The following is a 16,805-nucleotide window of genomic DNA, read 5'->3' on the forward strand; positions in this document are numbered from 1 at the left end:
TATTCATTATTGCTTCAATGGTATTTGGTAACGTTTACCTCCAATATTCGCGCTCAAACTCAAGGGCCTGACATTACTATGGGGAATAGACCAAACCTTATACTGTTCAGGAAGAATATAGCCAGCTAGTCCATCGGAAATAACGACAGGATCTTTATTTGGTAGATTCAACTGTAAATTCACTAAGCGAACATGGTGTTTTCCTGAATTTTTAATGTGAACAAAACGCTGATTATTTTTCTTAATAAACTGTGCCTGTAAATCACCCCATAATTCACTGTCACGGTTTGGTGTTTGAGTATCAGTCAGCCCTTTCCCGTAAATAAACAAAGGTATCGAGTAACGCATTCGGACTTTGACAGCGAGTTCATTTTCCGTCAATTCTGTTTGAGGGTTTTGAGTTGGCGGTAATTCATCTATGATCACTCGGTATGCATACTCCTTACCCGCAGAGGCCTCATCTTGGTTGATGATGCGGATTAACTGCTTTTCACCTGGTTCAATTTTGACAAACGGAGGGGTTGCAATTAACTGGCTTTGACTTGAATAGCTATCTTCTCCTTCGTTTTGTTCCCACTTAAAAATTCTCACCTGTAAATAAGAATCAACACTGCCTTTATTTACCATCCAAAGTGATGTTGCATTACTCTCCTCTGATATTTTGGGGTAAATCGGCCAAATTAATAATGAGTTAGCGTTGGCATTTGAGAAAAAAACAAAAAGGAAGGTTATTAATAATAGTTTTTTGAGTATGAATTCCATTTCACCCCTCCAAAGTTCACTTACCACTCTAATGTCAGCGTAAGCGTATCCATATAAATTCCAGCCATTTCATTCCCATTTATTGTCGCCTTTGCCCAGATAGGAAACTGAATATTATCTGGGTCTTGGTCAGTATCGACGGAATATTGCGTGTCAATATCAAGCACCTGCGTATAATTTAGATCCTGAAACAAAAAGTAATCTACCGTTGTCGCTTCTTCACTGTGCTTTAGCTTACGTACACCATCCGATGCATTCATCCCGCCATTTACGGAAACATTCATCGTAATACCCGGAGTACAACTTAATGTGAGTGATGAACTGTAAGTGATGCTGCCTTGTACTTCCGTCACGTAAACTGAAGAATGCTCACCAAAATCTAACGTGCCTATTTGCCCGGCTTGGGTTGCGCTTTCTTCTTGTACTGCGCCGTTAATCAAACAACCTGTATCTACGGTGGCAGACACCTGAAAAGTTTGTGTCGCATCAGCCAGCACAGTTAAAGAACACAAACTCATCGCGACAAGTGAAAAGCCCCTAACAACCAGCGTCACGTTTTACCAGCTTAGCGTCACACTGATGGTATCGGAGTATGTACCGGCAATGCTGCTCGTACCGTAAGCTTTCGCAAAAAGCTCAATAGTTTGCGATGTTGCACTAGTAAATTCAGACAGAGCTACCGTCCCACCTTGTATAATTTGTGTGCTTCGGTCTGAGTCGGTAAACAACGTATAATCAATAAATTGCGCGCCATTTGACATCGCGTAGGTACCAACGGTCGCACTTGCATCATACAATCCGGTGCCCAATGTAAACGTCGGTGTCACACCATTACTACAAAGCACTTCAATACCCGTCGCACTACCACCATTTACCACACCATCTTGTTCACTGAAGATTGCAGGCACGTCTCCAAAGGCGAGTGAGCCAAAGCCAACGCCAGAAGCTGCATCTACCGCATTATTTCCATTAATCACACAACCTTGTACAAGGTTAATTGAAACATCAATCGTACCGCTCACTGACGCTCCATTCGCTTGCCAACTAAATGAGGTTAAGAGCAGAGGCATCATCAGATAAAATCTTTTCATATAAAGCTCCATTTTTACATTCCACTGTATATCGGTAACCTTTTTATTAGTTATAGCTCAATTATGACAAACCAAATGCATATAAAATGTAAAACAATAAAAAGAAGCAGGATAAGGATAAAGATGAACGGAAAATAAAAACATTAAACTTAAAAATGACGATTTTTAAGCATGTAATGCTAAAAAATAACCACTAAAAACAAATGGTTATTATCTTATTCCAAATACAGAATTGACAATTAGTTAGAAGGTAGGGTGAAGTTGAGTGGAAAAAATCTAAAAAAAGTAGCAGAACGATACGAGAAGTTTAGAAAAGATTGGCGACCATTTCTTCCCGAAACAAAAATCTTCATGAAACAAAAATGCGCCCCAAAAAGGAGCGCATTTCTTACTTGAATAAGTTATTCCCAATCAAGAATAACTTTGCCTGACATACCGCTGCGCATTACATCGAAGCCTTCTTGGAAGTCATCAATCTTGTAGTGGTGCGTGATGATTGGCGATAGATCCAGACCAGATTGGATCAGTGAAGCCATCTTGTACCAAGTTTCGAACATTTCGCGACCGTAGATACCTTTGATCACCAAGCCTTTGAAGATAACTTGGTTCCAGTCGATACCCATGTCTGACGGTGGAATACCTAGTAGTGCAATGCGACCACCGTGGTTCATTGTGGTTAGCATTGAGTTGAATGCTGCTGGGTTACCAGACATTTCTAGACCAACGTCGAAGCCTTCTGTCATGCCTAGCTCAGCCATTACGTCTTCTAGCTTCTCTTCAGCCACGTTTACTGCGCGTGTTACACCCATCTTACGAGCAAGTTCTAGACGGTATTCGTTCACGTCTGTGATCACTACGTGGCGAGCACCAACGTGTTTAGCAACCGCAGCTGCCATGATACCGATTGGGCCAGCACCTGTGATAAGCACGTCTTCACCTACTAGGTCGAAAGAAAGTGCTGTGTGTACTGCGTTACCAAACGGGTCAAAGATAGACGCTAGATCGTCAGAGATGCCTTCAGGGATCTTGAACGCGTTGAACGCTGGGATAACTAGGTATTCTGCGAATGCACCTTCGCGGTTAACGCCCACACCAATCGTGTTACGGCATAGGTGAGTACGGCCGCCACGACAGTTACGACAATGACCACACGTGATGTGACCTTCGCCAGATACGCGGTCACCGATTTCAAAGCCACGAACTTCCTGACCAATCGCAACCACTTCACCCACGTATTCGTGACCAACAACCATAGGCACTGGAATTGTCTTTTGTGACCATTCGTCCCAGTTGTAGATGTGTACGTCTGTACCACAGATAGCGGTTTTCTTAATTTTGATCAGAATGTCGTTATGGCCAACTTCAGGTTTATCAACCTCAGTCATCCAGATGCCTTCTTCAGGCTTTAGCTTTGATAATGCTTTAATTTTCATAATGTAACCTTAATTAAAGGCCCTATTGTCTAAGGCCTAGAATCTTAAATAAGACCCATGTCCTTACCAACTTGGATGAACGCGTCGATTGCACGGTCTAGTTGCTCGCGAGAGTGCGCCGCAGACATTTGAGTACGGATACGTGCTTGACCTTTTGGTACTACAGGGAATGAGAAGCCGATTACGTAGATGCCTTTCTCCAGCGCACGCTCTGCAAATTCTGCTGCTACTTTTGCGTCGCCAAGCATGATTGGGATGATTGCGTGGTCAGCACCACCCATTGTGAAACCAGCGTCCTCCATACGAGTACGGAAGTGTGCTGCGTTTTCCCATAGACGATCACGTAGGTCACCGCTCTCTTCTAGTAGATCTAGAACGCGGATAGAAGCGCTTACGATTGCTGGTGCAACAGAGTTAGAGAATAGGTATGGACGAGAACGCTGACGTAGCCAGTCAATCACTTCCGCTTTACCAGATGTGTAACCGCCTGAAGCGCCGCCCATTGCTTTGCCTAGCGTACCAGTGATGATGTCGATACGGTCAACCACGTTGTGGTGCTCGTGCGTACCTGCACCTGTTTTGCCCATGAAGCCAACAGCGTGAGAGTCATCAACCATAGTCAATGCGCCGTACTTCTCTGCTAGGTCACAGATAGCCGGAAGGTTTGCTACTACGCCGTCCATTGAGAACACACCGTCCGTTACGATAAGAATGTGGCGAGCACCTGCTTCTTTCGCAGCGATCAGTTGTTGCTCTAGCTCTTCCATGTTGTTGTTTGAGTAGCGGAAACGCATCGCTTTACATAGACGAACACCATCGATGATTGACGCGTGGTTTAAAGCGTCAGAGATGATTGCGTCTTCTTTGCCTAGAATAGTTTCAAATAGGCCCGCGTTTGCGTCGAAACATGATGTGTAAAGAATCGTATCTTCTTTACCTAGGAACTTAGAAAGCTTCTGCTCAAGCTCTTTGTGGATGTCTTGCGTACCACAGATAAAACGTACTGAAGCCATACCAAAGCCGTGCTCGTCCATGCCTGCTTTACCCGCTTCGATAAGTGCCGGGTGGTTAGCAAGACCAAGGTAGTTGTTCGCACAGAAGTTTAGTACTTCTTCACCAGTAGAGATTTTAACAGCCGCTTGCTGTTGAGACGTAATGACACGCTCTGATTTGTAAAGGCCTTCCGCCTTTACTTCTTCGATTTGCTGCTGAATCTGTTGGTAGAATGCAGAAGACATTTGAAATTCCTTCCTAGTTATTTTGGCGAGTATTTACTCGTTTAGAATTAGGCTTAGCCTTTATGTGACGGGCGTCACGGGCTATCACTCATCAATTAATTGTAGTGTAATTCAAGGAAGGAGGAAGGATTATACCTTAAGGTGGAAAAGCATTAATGAATCCTAGGCACAAATTCGATTAATGCTTTTCTATGAGTTTGTTATAAAAGGAATTATAGCCAGGTAGGCTTAGCCAAAAGTGCTTCAAAGTCCTTAGCAGGTAATGGTCGGCTATAGTGGAAACCTTGTCCGAACTCACAGTTTAGGTTTTTCAGGTAATCCACATGACGCTGTTCTTCGATGCCTTCTGCGACGATCTTAAGATCCAGCGCTTTCGCCATTGCTATGATTACGTTCACAAGCTCGCGGTCTGAGTCGTTCTCGAACATATTTTGCATAAAGCTACGATCAATCTTTAAGCGGTCGAACGGAAACTTCTGCAAGTAACTCAGCGCAGAATAACCAGTACCAAAATCATCAATAGTAAGTTTGGTGCCTAACGCTCGTAAGTTATTAAGCATGTCTAATAGCTCAGAATCGTGATTGAAGAGGAGACTTTCTGTCACTTCAATATCGAACTTATCTGACGGAAGACCAGACTCCTCAACGCTGTGTTTAATAAACGTAAGTAAGCGCTCGCAGTACCTAAATTGAACACTAGAAAAGTTTACAGAAACAAACAACGGAGTCAGACTCTGCCATTGTGCCGCTTGTCGACACGCTTGTTGAATAGCAAACTCACCAATTTGATGAATTAAACCATTTTTCTCTGCAATAGAGATAAACTCTTCAGGGTTTACGAATCCGTACTTGTCATCATTCCAACGCATTAGCGCTTCTGCCCCTACGATTTTACCACTACTCAGCTCAATAATTGGCTGATAATACAGCTCTAACAACTGATTGGAGATCGCACTTCTCAGACGATTTTCCAGATCCAAATAGCGTTGCAAATCTTGGTTCATATTATGGTTATAAAAACAAAAGCCATCACGCCCATCTTGTTTCGCCCGATACATTGCCATATCTGCACATGCAAGAAGCTGCTCAGCGTTGTCTCCGTCATCCGGGAACACAGACATTCCGACGCTACTACTCAAGAAGAATTCATGGTTGTTCCAAACAAACGGATCGTTAAACGCCGAAAGTACACTTGAAGCAACTCGCTTTGCAGTATCATTATCAGGCAAATCAGGGATGACGAGTAAAAACTCATCCCCACCAATTCTCGCCAATAAGTCTGTTTTTCTCGCGACTTGATACAGTCGCTGAGCACTGAGTTTAAGGATTTCATCCCCAACAAAGTGTCCCATTGAATCGTTAATCTGCTTGAAGTGGTCTAAGTCGATGAACATCACCAAAACTTTAGACCCACTACGCGATGCCCTAATTAACTCCAAAGCCAATCGCTCGGAACCATAACTACGATTAGGCAAATTAGTTAATGTGTCATATTTAGCTTGGAAGGCGAGTTCTTTTTCAGACGCTTTTCGACGTTCAATTTCGTTCGTTAATTTTTTATTCTGTTGAGAAAGAATATCTTTACGCTTTTTTTCTTCCTCAAGCTTAATTTTCAATTCAATCCTATTATTGTTCGTGATGAATGCATAACATAAAGCAATGACGATCATAACGGCCAGAATACTCAAACCAATAATAAAGAGCCGTGATGTAAATATATCTCGTTCACTCAAAGGCTCGAACCACGCCATCAATTTAAAGTGATGTTTATCCACAGGCACTTCAAAGTAAATTTTTCCGTCTACAGCCTCAGAAACGAAATAGTTCTCATCCTTATTGTGAGAAGGTGTTTTATTTATGGTATCCCATACAACCATTTCCACGTCTTTTATTTTTAGCACCATTCGGCTATAACTATCTTCGTGTTCTTGGTTAGTAAGTTGGTCAATAACAATATTCTTATTAAGATCGGCAATTAAAAAAGCAACAGGCTTTCCGGAGAACTTAACTTGCTTAATGACTTGAATGCGAACGTCATCATTGTATCGCGTCGCACAAACCTCTTCGGGATGCCCGTGTTGAGTCATTAAGGTTTGTATGTCCATTTTGTGCTCGGCAAGGTTTTCAGATCCAGTGGTGACAATGGTGACTCCATCACTGCCTACCAGCGTGAGCTTCTTATAGATTTGGCTGCTATTAATTAGCTTACTGTCTATCTTCTCATCGAAGCGACGCTTTAAATTAATTAGACTGGCTCCTAATCCATACTCCATTGACATGCCAGAAGCTAAATTACCAAAGAATGTTTGTATTGTTTTATCTGTAGCTAGATTATCAACATCTTCACTCGCTATGGTAAATAAATTATCGAGTGTGCTTGCATAACTTTTTACTTTTAAATCTAGTTCTCTGTATTGAGATTCTTTTAACTTATTTTGACCTACGCTAGTCACAGTAATAAGCATAGCTAAGTAAATTGAAACTAATATTGCGCTTATTGTAATAAATCTTTTACTGGAAAATTTTTTAACGGCCTTATTCATCGGAGTTTCTTTTTATCTTCTATAAAGTAATCGTTATAAAAGTAGTAAATAGATGGATAGTATTTTTTTACTAGTTTTTCGTATGAACCGTCTTGTTTTATCGAGTCTAAATAACGATCAAATGCTTTGCGTAATTCAGGGGAATTTTTACGGAATGCAACAGCCATTTTTTGATTCTCAGATATAGGGCCAATGACTTTTATTTCACCCGGCCATTTTTCGAGGGCAATTAGCGTATCCGCAACATCTAATAATGTGCTTTCCGCATCATTTTTCATTATCGCTGGAACCATCTCATTAAGGAGACGCGCCCCATCAGGTAATATAACTTTTGCACCTGTGTCATATAAGTCATAAAGGTTAGGATCCAAGCAAGAATGTTCTAAAGCTAACACTTCGCGACCATCGATCAGCTGCTTGACGTTTTTAACATCTTCATCGACCGACCCACTTGGTTTAATCGGGCTCAGACTAGAGTCGGATCTGGAAACCAACCATACACCTGAAGGAAAATAATCTTGTGAAAAATCGACAACCTCAGAACGCCAATCAAGAATAGTAACGCCATTTGCGATCAAATCGCCTTCAATTGGAACACTTTCTCCGACAACAGCCTGCTTGTTGTGATATTGCACATTTTGCCCTGTCAACTTACCAACCACGTCGCTCCACTGTGCTGGAACATACTGGTACTGAACACCTAACGACTTGGCAAAACCTTTTATTATCTCTACATCCAAGCCAGTCAAAGTTTCCACTTCACCTTGTTCAATATAGGAGACAAAGTTAGCGTACGGGACACCAATGTGACGCAGTACACCGCGTTCACGGATTTGTTGTAAATCGTCTGACCAAGCGGCAGACGACGCAACAGAGGTAACCATGAGCGCCACCGTCGCTAAAGTTCTTTTGAATGTTATGACTGACATAATAATATCCTTACCTTTCACAAAGCGCCCAATAATGGGCGCTTGAGTGATAAACAACGATGTTAGAACGACGAGTAATACAAATTCGTCATCGCCACTACGAGCCCTTCCACATCTTGTTCGTCATGGAACAAATGCGTAGAGATACGCAGCGCGTAAGTATCAAAGTCATCATCCTTATGCAGCTTAAAGCTAGTCGTACGGATGATGTAACCATACTCTTCACGTAAACGATCTCGGAATTCCGTCAGTATCTCTTCATTAGTTACATCGGAGAACGGGTTAACCGTCGTTAAGCCACTGGTTAAGCCTTCCACGTTTGGTGAATACATTTTGGCTTGTGGCAAGTAGTCTTGAAGCAAGGTTTTACATAAACTACCAAGGCTTACAACTCGCTCTTCGATACGGTCTCGACCAATCTCATCCCACATTTTGCAACTATCAACTAGTGCTTGTTTCGCAGGATAGTTATCGTTACCAATGTATTGCATTTGCAGCTGTTTACCTAGGTAATCAGCATGAGAAAGTGAGGAGTTGATCAACCATAACGGGTTCTCTCGGTCACTCCAATACTCATTCAAACGGTTACCGTTATCACGAACATACAGAATACCTGTCGCGCCCGGACCACACTGCCACTTATGACCAGATCCTGCATAGAAATCACAATCCATATCGTGGAAATCAAGGTCAAACATACCGACCGTATGCGCGCCATCAACAAGAGTAGGTACACCATACTCTTTTGCTAAAGCACAAATGGCTTTTGCTGGTAGCGCGGTTCCTGTTTTGTATGTGATATGAGAGAAAACAATTAGGCGAACGTTTTGATTCGCATCAAGCGCGTCTCGGAACGCTTGAATGTAATCTTGCTCAGAAACGTTTTCGGTACCAGTAAATACTGGTAGTTGAATTTCTACCACATCCACACCAAAACGATGTTTCGCTACGTTCATAGGTGATGTTGCAGCAATATGTTCATGGTGTGTCGTTAGAATCACATCACCTGGTTCAAAGTGTAAGCCATTAATGATCGAGCATAAGCCATCAGTAGTGTTGCGGCTGAGAATGATCTCTTCTGGGTTAGCACCAAAACCTGGTGCGACGTCTTTAACCATCTCTGAAACATAAGGCCAAGAGCCAAATTTGCCTTTCATGTCCCAAGGATATTTAGCCACCAGCTTGTTGTTATACTCGTAATCTTCAAGAACATGTTTTGGCATTGAACCTGTTGTACCAATGTTCATGTAAGTGGTTCGTTTGTCCAAAACGAACTGTCTTCGCACTTTACGCCAGAAGCGCTTATCATGTTTTCTACCTAGCCCGCGGCTGCTCCAATCAATTTTCTGTTCTCGTGCTTGAGCTACGCCTGAGAAAGCGGAAGCACTCACACCAGCAACAACAGCTCCTGTTGCGCCTTTCAGAAAATTACGGCGGCTGCTATTAGTCTGAATAGATTCCTTGTCTTTCATCTTTTTCAATCCTTGTCGGAAATTAGCCATATTATTAATTTTAAGTGCGTAACTATCTGTTACTAAAACATTATTACCCATTACAATCAGAGTTTAATTTTTTCCTCTGCCATTAAGTGACTTTAGTTCCAATTTTTTATCTTATTTGATGATATAAGCAACAGTTTGACCACAAATCTATAAACAACAATGTTCACATTAATATATTCGTTAATTTGATTATTCTTTATTGCGGACAATTCCACCAAATTCTTTATAAAACAATTATGAGCTTTGTTATAAAGTCATTAAAAATTTAACTTTGCGTTAATTTAAAAATATTCAGGCTATTTTAAGATTGGCGTCTATTCTTTTTATATCTTAACGATCTCAACATGTTAAGACTAAATAAAAGAAAGCTGATTTCGGATCGAGATATCAGTTTAAGACTATAAAGTGATACACATCACTCTATGACATAAACTCACCGCTCAACAGACATAAGTAAAACAGGTTTTCACTAATATGTGCTTGAGCGTACACCCTAAAAGAAGGAGGTCCCATGTTAAAAGGATTGCTATGCATTTCAGTTGCATCCGCTCTTGTCGCCGCCCCTAACGCGCTAGCAAAAACGGTAGAAATGACTGCTCTCAACACCAATGAGAGCGCTGGTACCATTGAGATTTCACAAAGTGATTATGGCGTTGTTTTTACGCCTCAATTATCAGGTTTGTCAGCAGGTGTGCACGGTTTCCATGTTCACACTAATCCATCTTGCGATAGCATAGAAAAGGATGACAAAACCGTATTAGGCGGCGCAGCAGGTGGCCATTATGATCCTAACAACACAGGGAAGCATGGCTATCCTTGGACCGATGACAATCATTTAGGCGACTTGCCTCCACTCTATGTGGACATGGACGGCAATGCCAATCAGCCCGTTGTCGCTCCTCGCCTAAAATTATCGGATTTAAAAGGTCGAGCGTTAATGATCCATGCAGGTGGTGACAATCACTCCGATCACCCAAATAAGCTAGGTGGTGGTGGCGCTCGCGTCGTATGTGGTGTTATTGAATAAACATTAACTTTATGTCTCACACTTCTCTTTAGATTGCGAGAAGTGTGAACTTCTGTTGATACTGAGAGGAGGTTGCATTGGTCTCAAGATAGCTGTGGTGAAGCATTAAGATCGATTGAACAATCTTCGTCCCGATCCCCAAAGAACCGCCCTCCGCTTCTTCCTCGATGTGATTGACGAAGGTAAAATGGATACGCGACTTATCCTCACTCAAATGCGCTTGGCAATGCACTTCTGAACCGATTGGGCTGTGGCGCAATGCATTTTCAAGCAGGTTCAATACCAATCGCTCCAATAGCCCCTTGTCACCCACGGTTTGGATTTCGCTATCGATATCCACTTTCAATACCACTTCTTTACGAGAAAACTGGCTCTGCATCGTTTCAGCACATTCTGCCATCAAAGCGCCCAGATCTACGGGGCGGTACTCGTAATTTGGCATTGGAGCTTCTTTGCGTGCGGCGTCTAATAAAGAATGCAGTTGAGTTGAGAGCTTCTCACAATTTCGGAAAGCAACGTCAATCAAAGGATCGGATTCCGGATGTTGCAAACGCCACGTTTCCAAATAGCCCAGCACGCTCGATAACGGCGTTTTTAAATCATGACTAAGCTGCAACAAGCTTTGACGACGATGAGACGATTGATACTCCAACTGTAAAAACTGTTGCTGAATGTGCTTCGCCATCATCTGATAAGAGTGCGCAATCGGCACGAGCTCCGGCACTTGGTGAGTAAAATCAGGTTGCAGGCGGAAATCATGTTCGGCTTGCTGTTGAAGTTGCTTGGTCACACGCTCAATCGGGTTCAATAGGCTACGTTTCACCAGCACATAAGCCCCAAGAGCAAAGCCTAAAATGGAGACTAAGACCAATCCTGCCAGCGCGATATAAGGAGTATCGACTTGAGCATTGGCAATGGCGTCATGTCGGGTACTGCCAATCACCACGTAGAGATAACCGACCGTAGAGCCTAATTCCTCTATCGCGGCGACAGAAAAGACTTTGTGTTCACCACGATTACGTGGGTCTTCACCCAAAATAGGAAAAGGCTGGTCATTTAAGAATTGCTTAATGGGATTGAGATCCACCTTCCCCATGATCTCCGCCCCTTCCGGTGCTGCATGAGTGGTGATATTGCCTTGGCTATCGAGGAAGTAGATTTCAAAATCAGGGCCGATCAGCATGAGCGTGTGAAAAATCGACTTGAGCGCTTTAGGGTTGTAATCCGTTCCGATCATCAGCGGATTATCATCACGCATGTGGCTGGCTAGCTCTTTATGCAGGCTTTGCTTGGTGCGTAACTCAATGGTTTCTTTTTGCCAATTGTAAGTCAGTGCAATCACCACCGCCGCGAGACAGAACCACAAGCTAGTAAATACCACTAAGCGAGATTTGAAGCTCATCCTATCGCCTCCTTAAACAGCGGTGTTTTTGCAACACCCGTGATGATTGAAAAATGATGGTGAAAACAACTGCCGACTTACTGTCTTGGCTTGATGTTTTGACTTACTTTCTTGCATTAGTGTCTTGGTTGAAACTTATATCCAACACCCCACACGGTTTGGATGAAGTGATGATCAGAATCAGACAACGACAACTTGCTGCGTAAACGATTTATGGTGCTACACACCGTGTGGTGATAACCAGAATGACTGGTGTTCCAAACGTGATCGAGCAATTCATCTTTACTGTAGACTCTGCCCGGACGAGTCGCGAGAAACTGCAGCAAAGTAAACTCTGTCGCGGTGAGCGTGACATCCTTGTCGTTTAAGGATACTTGGTGCAACTCCGGAATGATTCTCAGCGGGCCAAAATCCATCGCATCATCGAGGACTTCATCTGCCACCTTTGCTTCAGCGGTTTGGCTGACTCTGCGCAGCACGTTTCGCACTCGTGCTTGAAATTCTAATACGCTAAATGGCTTAGTGATGTAGTCATCAACGCCTGCTTCTAAACCGTCAACCTTATCCATTTCACCGTCTCTGGCTGTCAGCATAAGCACTGGGCTCCAATCTTGTTGCTGACGCAAATAATGGCAGATGTCTAGACCATCACCATCTGGCAAACCTCGGTCAAGGATCAATAAATCAAAGGGTTGTTGCTGGTATTGCGTTTTAGCATCGGCGACATTTGTGGCTCGCGACACTTGGTGTCCCTGAAACTTAAGATGCATCTGAACCAGTTCTGCCAAATCATCGTCATCTTCCACCAACAAGATGTTCGCGACTAAATTGATTGCCTGTTGTTCCATGGTCCTTTCCTTGCCTTCGAGTATCCTCACTTTGCACATGACCGGAACAAATTAGAAATTCTTTCAAAAAAGGTTCCGATGACGCCATGAGGGATAAAGCGCTCGGCTACAAGCGCTTTGGAAAGGAGACGTCATCGGAGCCTGTGTTACTCGACTCGAGTGATGGTGACTTTCGCACCTGGGTTCAAGAAACGATGGTTCGCAGAAAGTGCTGAGTTTGCTAATCCGTCATCTTGGCTAACAACACCCGCATGGAATGCAACAACGTCATTACTGTCATTACGAGCGGCATTGAAACCCTCACCGCCACCTGCTGGGCCCGGAATGGTTGCAGCAAGTTCATCGTTCAGCTCTGTGCCGGAATCCCAAACGTTCATGCTCATTTCGTAGCTTTCACCCACTGCGAGCGATTTGAGCGATAGCCCCGTTTCGCCAACAAAGGCATCATTGGTATTCACGAACATAGACGCCACAGACAAGTAACCGTAACGACTAGGGTCAACCGTAATGGTGACTTCGTCCGATGCACCCGGCAACACCAATCCATTACCCGAAATACCTTGGTAAACACTGTCATTGCTGTTCATCAATTCAATCAGCTCGGCGTTACTACCGCCTTCAGCAAGATGCTCAAGTTCAACAGATGCGGCTTGTCCAATTTCAAACAATTGGTAGTCAGCATTGTGAGTGAGTACCGCGAGCGGAGACATAGGTTGATTCGCAGTCAAGTTCGCCACGTTGACGGTGTAGCGGTACGATTTCACTACGTCATTATCATCATCGCTTGGACAACCGGCGAGCAAGCCGACTGAAGCTGCTAATAGTAAGATTCTGTATTTCATACATCCCCCTTACTTCACAACGATTGTGATGGTTGCAACTGGGTTTAACCAACGATGGCTGCTGCTGTCTAGGTCACTGATGCCGCCGGTTGGATCGCTATCACCAAGGTTACCCGGATGCACGTGAACTTTGTCGTTAGTTACTGTTGCTTCAACGCCTGTGCCGCCAGTACCAAAGGTAATGAAAGGTGGGTTTGGCATGCTAGACGCAAGTTCATCGTTCGCTTCTGTACCGGCATCGTAACTTCTTAGCGTTGCTCGGTATGTACCCGCTTCCGTTGGGATCTTCCAGCTATCCAGACCGACAAAACCATCATTGGTTGGCAGCAACATCGCGCTCAGAGAAAGATAACCGTGGTCGCCACTGTCCAAGGTGAAGGTGGTTGCCACACCCGGATTCAAAATACCACCAGCAGGGTTCTCAACCACCGCACCACCAGCGTTACCAATCACACTAGCAAGACCAGAGATATCACCGCCTTCTGCCATTGCTTCTAGTTCTGGCGTTGCTGCTTGACCCGTTCTGAACATTTGAAGATCAGAGCCATGTGCAGCAACAATAAGAGGCGTAAAGTAGATGCCTTTGGTTGCGTTTGTCACGGTGATTTCCAATTCCGCCGCATTCACTGATGCAGAGCCTAGTGCCATAGCGACTGAAGTCATGACGAGTCCGAGTTGGGTACGTTTTTTCATTGTGATTCCATCCTTTAATGAGGGTTGAACTACCCAAGCCCATGTATACGGCTTTACTTCTTTGTTCGTGACTTGAGTAGGTTAAGCATTACGTTTCGAACGTTTTGCGTTCTTGCCTCTAAGAATGACGAGCAAATCTATCAGCAACTTCATCGAATTCTCATAAAATTCTCACAAGTTCTGTTCGAATTCTGTCAGCAGCACTTTTTTATTTATACTCAAGTAACCTCGAGATGCTTGGTTCAGCGAGGATGACTTGGTTTGAAGGCGAGGCAACAATTTGAAAATCTAGTGGTTCTAAATCGAAAATTGTTAACGAAGCATGCGAACCAAGGCAACTCGCCCTTCGGGAGCGTGCCACTGAAGCAATTTCTTCGTCAAACAACTTGGAAAGAGCTCGCTATTCCGCTTCGTTGTTTTCCTTGAACTTGAATCAGTGACAACGCTCTGAACCATGTATCTTGAAGTCACTTGAGTATATTCAGATATTTACACTTCGCGCTTTCCCCTCCTACAATGCGGTATTCTCTGTTTAAATCACGATTCTCACCATGATTCATAACGTTCTGTCTGCCTACTATGGCGAAATCTACGGCATCGCTTTTTTCAACCACTACTTGAGCCATTACGCCCAAAGTGAACAACAAACGCTGTGGCAAACCTTGATTGAAGTGGAAGAACTCACCGCAGAAAAGCTCAAACCTGTACTGCTGAAAAATGGGATGGATATAGAAAGTCGATACCAAGAGATGCTGGATAAAGGCTTGGAAGATGCAACCAAATGGATTGATTTACCATGGCAAGAGTTGGTGGCGACTCTTCTGAAATGGGTAGAACCTTATGAGGTCAAGTATCGAGAGTGGCATGAAGAAGTGAAAGCTTCACAGCAGTATTCAATCGCTGAGCGAGAAGCTATCGAGTTGATTGCAGACCACGAAACGGCCATTTATCACTGTTGGCAGCAATACCATACTGGTGAATCTGGCTTGCCTGAACTCAATGCATTTTTGGCAAAATATCGTTAAAGCGAGACAGTGACACTTGAACCTCGTGAAACCGTACCAGACAATATCGTTATTCCGCTGCGCAGAACTGAACAATTATGGTTAATCCAAAACTCATTGCCCTACTTCCTGATCTTGCTTCGTTTATCTTAGTGGTAAACGAAGGCAGTTTTACCGCAGCAGCCAAACAACTCGGCGTGACGCCATCGGCTTTAAGTAAGTTGATCACACGATTAGAGCAAGCGCTTTCGGTCAAATTGTTTGAGCGCACGACTCGTAAGTTGATCATCACTCAAGCAGGACAAAAGGTTTACGACCAAAGCATCGCAATGGTGAATGCCGCGCAGCAAGCCGTTGAGCTATCTGCGGAAGATCATGCCGAGCCAACAGGCGCACTCACAGTGGCAGCCCCTGAAGCATTTCTTAATTCGGTGCTTCAACCGTTTGTATTGCCATTCCTAGAACGTTATCCAAATATTCAGCTTAAGCTGCGTGCAGCAGATGGTGAGATCGATCTGTTCCGCCAAGGCATTGATGTCGCGTTTAAGCTCACCGACAAACCCGATGAGAATCTGGTACTCAAAGAGATCAGCAAGACCAATCTCGTTTTATGTGCCTCTCCAGATTACCTCACCAAACACGGTATGCCTGAGCACCCAACCGAGCTTGAGCAACACGACTGCATTTACCTTGCCGAGAACGACAAAGACAACATCTGGTCGTTCTTTAAAGAGGAAGCCTTTCATTCGATTGCCGTGAGTGGGCGCTACGCCGTCAACCATTCTCAAATGCGCTTGAACGGGGTTAAGTCTGGCTTGGGAATTGGGATCTTCCATGACTTCGTGATCAAAGACGCGTTAGAGCAAGGGGAAGTGGTGGAGGTTCTGCCGGATTGGATGATAAAGAGTAACTACCACGGCGCTATCGCGATGCAGTATGCACAAACCAAATACATGCCTGCTCGTCTGCGCGTGTTTATCGACTTCGTTAAGGAGCATTTAGTCTCCGAGGACACTAACCATGCTTGAGGATACGAGCCATGTTTGAAGAGGCTAACCATGTTTAATGCCATTCATCACGTCGCGATCATTTGTAGCGATTACCCAAGGTCAAAACGCTTTTACACTGAAGTGTTGGGGCTAAAAGTCATTGCTGAAAACTATCGTGAAGCCAGAGACTCATACAAGCTTGACCTCGCTTTACCCGACGGCCGCCAAGTTGAACTGTTTAGCTTTCCGGGCGCACCAGAGAGACCGAGCTTTCCCGAAGCACAAGGGCTACGACATCTCGCGTTTTTGGTTGATGATGTTGAACAGGTGAAAGCCTACCTAGAATCGAATGACGTTGAAGTTGAGCCAATTCGTATTGACGAATTCACAGGCAAAGCCTTTACCTTCTTCCAAGACCCAGATGGCTTGCCATTGGAGATTTACCAGAAATAAAAAGAGCCAGCACGTCGCTGGCTCTTTTACCATTCCATTCTTTGTCTGT

16 protein-coding genes are annotated in these 16,805 nt (G+C 43.9%); 4 read left to right on the forward strand and 12 right to left on the reverse strand.

Translation table 11 applies throughout. From position 1 onward, the window contains the following. Positions 1-6: 6 nt before the first annotated feature. From R7E00_RS14675 to R7E00_RS14710, 8 genes are all read right to left on the reverse strand, one after another. Positions 7-762, reverse strand: coding sequence for a molecular chaperone (locus R7E00_RS14675; RefSeq protein ID WP_158155475.1), 756 nt, complete (start codon positions 760-762; stop codon positions 7-9). 20 nt (positions 763-782) lie between these two features. Continuing rightward, positions 783-1,280 carry a spore coat U domain-containing protein gene (locus R7E00_RS14680; RefSeq protein WP_005383978.1) on the reverse strand — a complete coding sequence of 166 codons (498 nt, stop codon included), beginning with the start codon at positions 1,278-1,280 and terminating at the stop codon, positions 783-785. A 39-nt stretch (positions 1,281-1,319) separates the two neighbouring features. Next, positions 1,320-1,865 (reverse strand): spore coat U domain-containing protein, encoded by a 546-nt coding sequence (locus R7E00_RS14685; RefSeq protein ID WP_021035866.1) that lies wholly within the window; start codon positions 1,863-1,865, stop codon positions 1,320-1,322. Between the two features lie 389 nt (positions 1,866-2,254). Further along, entirely contained in the window at positions 2,255-3,286 is a 1,032-nt protein-coding gene (gene tdh / locus R7E00_RS14690) for an L-threonine 3-dehydrogenase (protein WP_005383983.1), read from the reverse strand. Positions 3,287-3,330: 44 nt separating this feature from the next. Next, a complete protein-coding gene (locus R7E00_RS14695) occupies positions 3,331-4,524 on the reverse strand; it encodes a glycine C-acetyltransferase (protein WP_005375095.1) in 1,194 nt (397 codons plus the stop codon). Between the two features lie 212 nt (positions 4,525-4,736). Next, positions 4,737-7,067, reverse strand: coding sequence for a putative bifunctional diguanylate cyclase/phosphodiesterase (locus R7E00_RS14700; RefSeq protein WP_213903430.1), 2,331 nt, complete (start codon positions 7,065-7,067; stop codon positions 4,737-4,739). Beyond that, complete coding sequence (locus R7E00_RS14705; RefSeq protein ID WP_017820522.1) at positions 7,064-7,996, reverse strand: transporter substrate-binding domain-containing protein; 933 nt, start codon at positions 7,994-7,996, stop codon at positions 7,064-7,066. Before R7E00_RS14705 ends, R7E00_RS14700 begins: the two co-directional genes overlap by 4 nt. A gap of 62 nt (positions 7,997-8,058) precedes the next feature. Next, entirely contained in the window at positions 8,059-9,468 is a 1,410-nt protein-coding gene (locus tag R7E00_RS14710; protein ID WP_262606205.1) for an aminotransferase class V-fold PLP-dependent enzyme, read from the reverse strand. Between the two features lie 541 nt (positions 9,469-10,009). Between R7E00_RS14710 and R7E00_RS14715 the strand changes: the two genes are divergently transcribed. Further along, positions 10,010-10,525 carry a superoxide dismutase family protein gene (locus tag R7E00_RS14715; protein WP_017635497.1) on the forward strand — a complete coding sequence of 172 codons (516 nt, stop codon included), beginning with the start codon at positions 10,010-10,012 and terminating at the stop codon, positions 10,523-10,525. Between the two features lie 28 nt (positions 10,526-10,553). On the opposite strand, the gene R7E00_RS14720 is transcribed toward R7E00_RS14715, so the two are convergent. The 4 genes from R7E00_RS14720 to R7E00_RS14735 form a co-directional block, all read right to left on the reverse strand. Then, entirely contained in the window at positions 10,554-11,927 is a 1,374-nt protein-coding gene (locus R7E00_RS14720) for a sensor histidine kinase (protein ID WP_005383993.1), read from the reverse strand. 116 nt (positions 11,928-12,043) lie between these two features. After that, positions 12,044-12,775, reverse strand: a complete 732-nt coding sequence (locus R7E00_RS14725) for a response regulator transcription factor (RefSeq protein ID WP_017820525.1) — start codon at positions 12,773-12,775, stop codon at positions 12,044-12,046. Between the two features lie 146 nt (positions 12,776-12,921). Continuing rightward, positions 12,922-13,617, reverse strand: a complete 696-nt coding sequence (locus R7E00_RS14730) for a spondin domain-containing protein (RefSeq protein ID WP_213907560.1) — start codon at positions 13,615-13,617, stop codon at positions 12,922-12,924. A 9-nt stretch (positions 13,618-13,626) separates the two neighbouring features. Next, positions 13,627-14,310: a spondin domain-containing protein gene (locus R7E00_RS14735; RefSeq protein ID WP_005384002.1), complete on the reverse strand. Its 684-nt coding sequence runs from the start codon at positions 14,308-14,310 to the stop codon at positions 13,627-13,629. A gap of 551 nt (positions 14,311-14,861) precedes the next feature. On the opposite strand from R7E00_RS14735, the gene R7E00_RS14740 reads away from it, so the two are divergent. The 3 genes from R7E00_RS14740 (at position 14,862) to R7E00_RS14750 (ending at position 16,756) form a co-directional block, all read left to right on the forward strand. Then, positions 14,862-15,335, forward strand: a complete 474-nt coding sequence (locus tag R7E00_RS14740) for a hypothetical protein (RefSeq protein WP_176311332.1) — start codon at positions 14,862-14,864, stop codon at positions 15,333-15,335. Between the two features lie 77 nt (positions 15,336-15,412). Next, complete coding sequence (locus tag R7E00_RS14745) at positions 15,413-16,342, forward strand: LysR family transcriptional regulator (protein ID WP_042601221.1); 930 nt, start codon at positions 15,413-15,415, stop codon at positions 16,340-16,342. Positions 16,343-16,372: 30 nt separating this feature from the next. Further along, positions 16,373-16,756 (forward strand): VOC family protein, encoded by a 384-nt coding sequence (locus R7E00_RS14750; protein ID WP_176311333.1) that lies wholly within the window; start codon positions 16,373-16,375, stop codon positions 16,754-16,756. The last annotated feature ends 49 nt before the right edge of the window (positions 16,757-16,805 follow it).

Source organism: Vibrio sp. Vb1755, assembly GCF_033338635.1.
GTDB lineage: Bacteria > Pseudomonadota > Gammaproteobacteria > Enterobacterales > Vibrionaceae > Vibrio > Vibrio alginolyticus.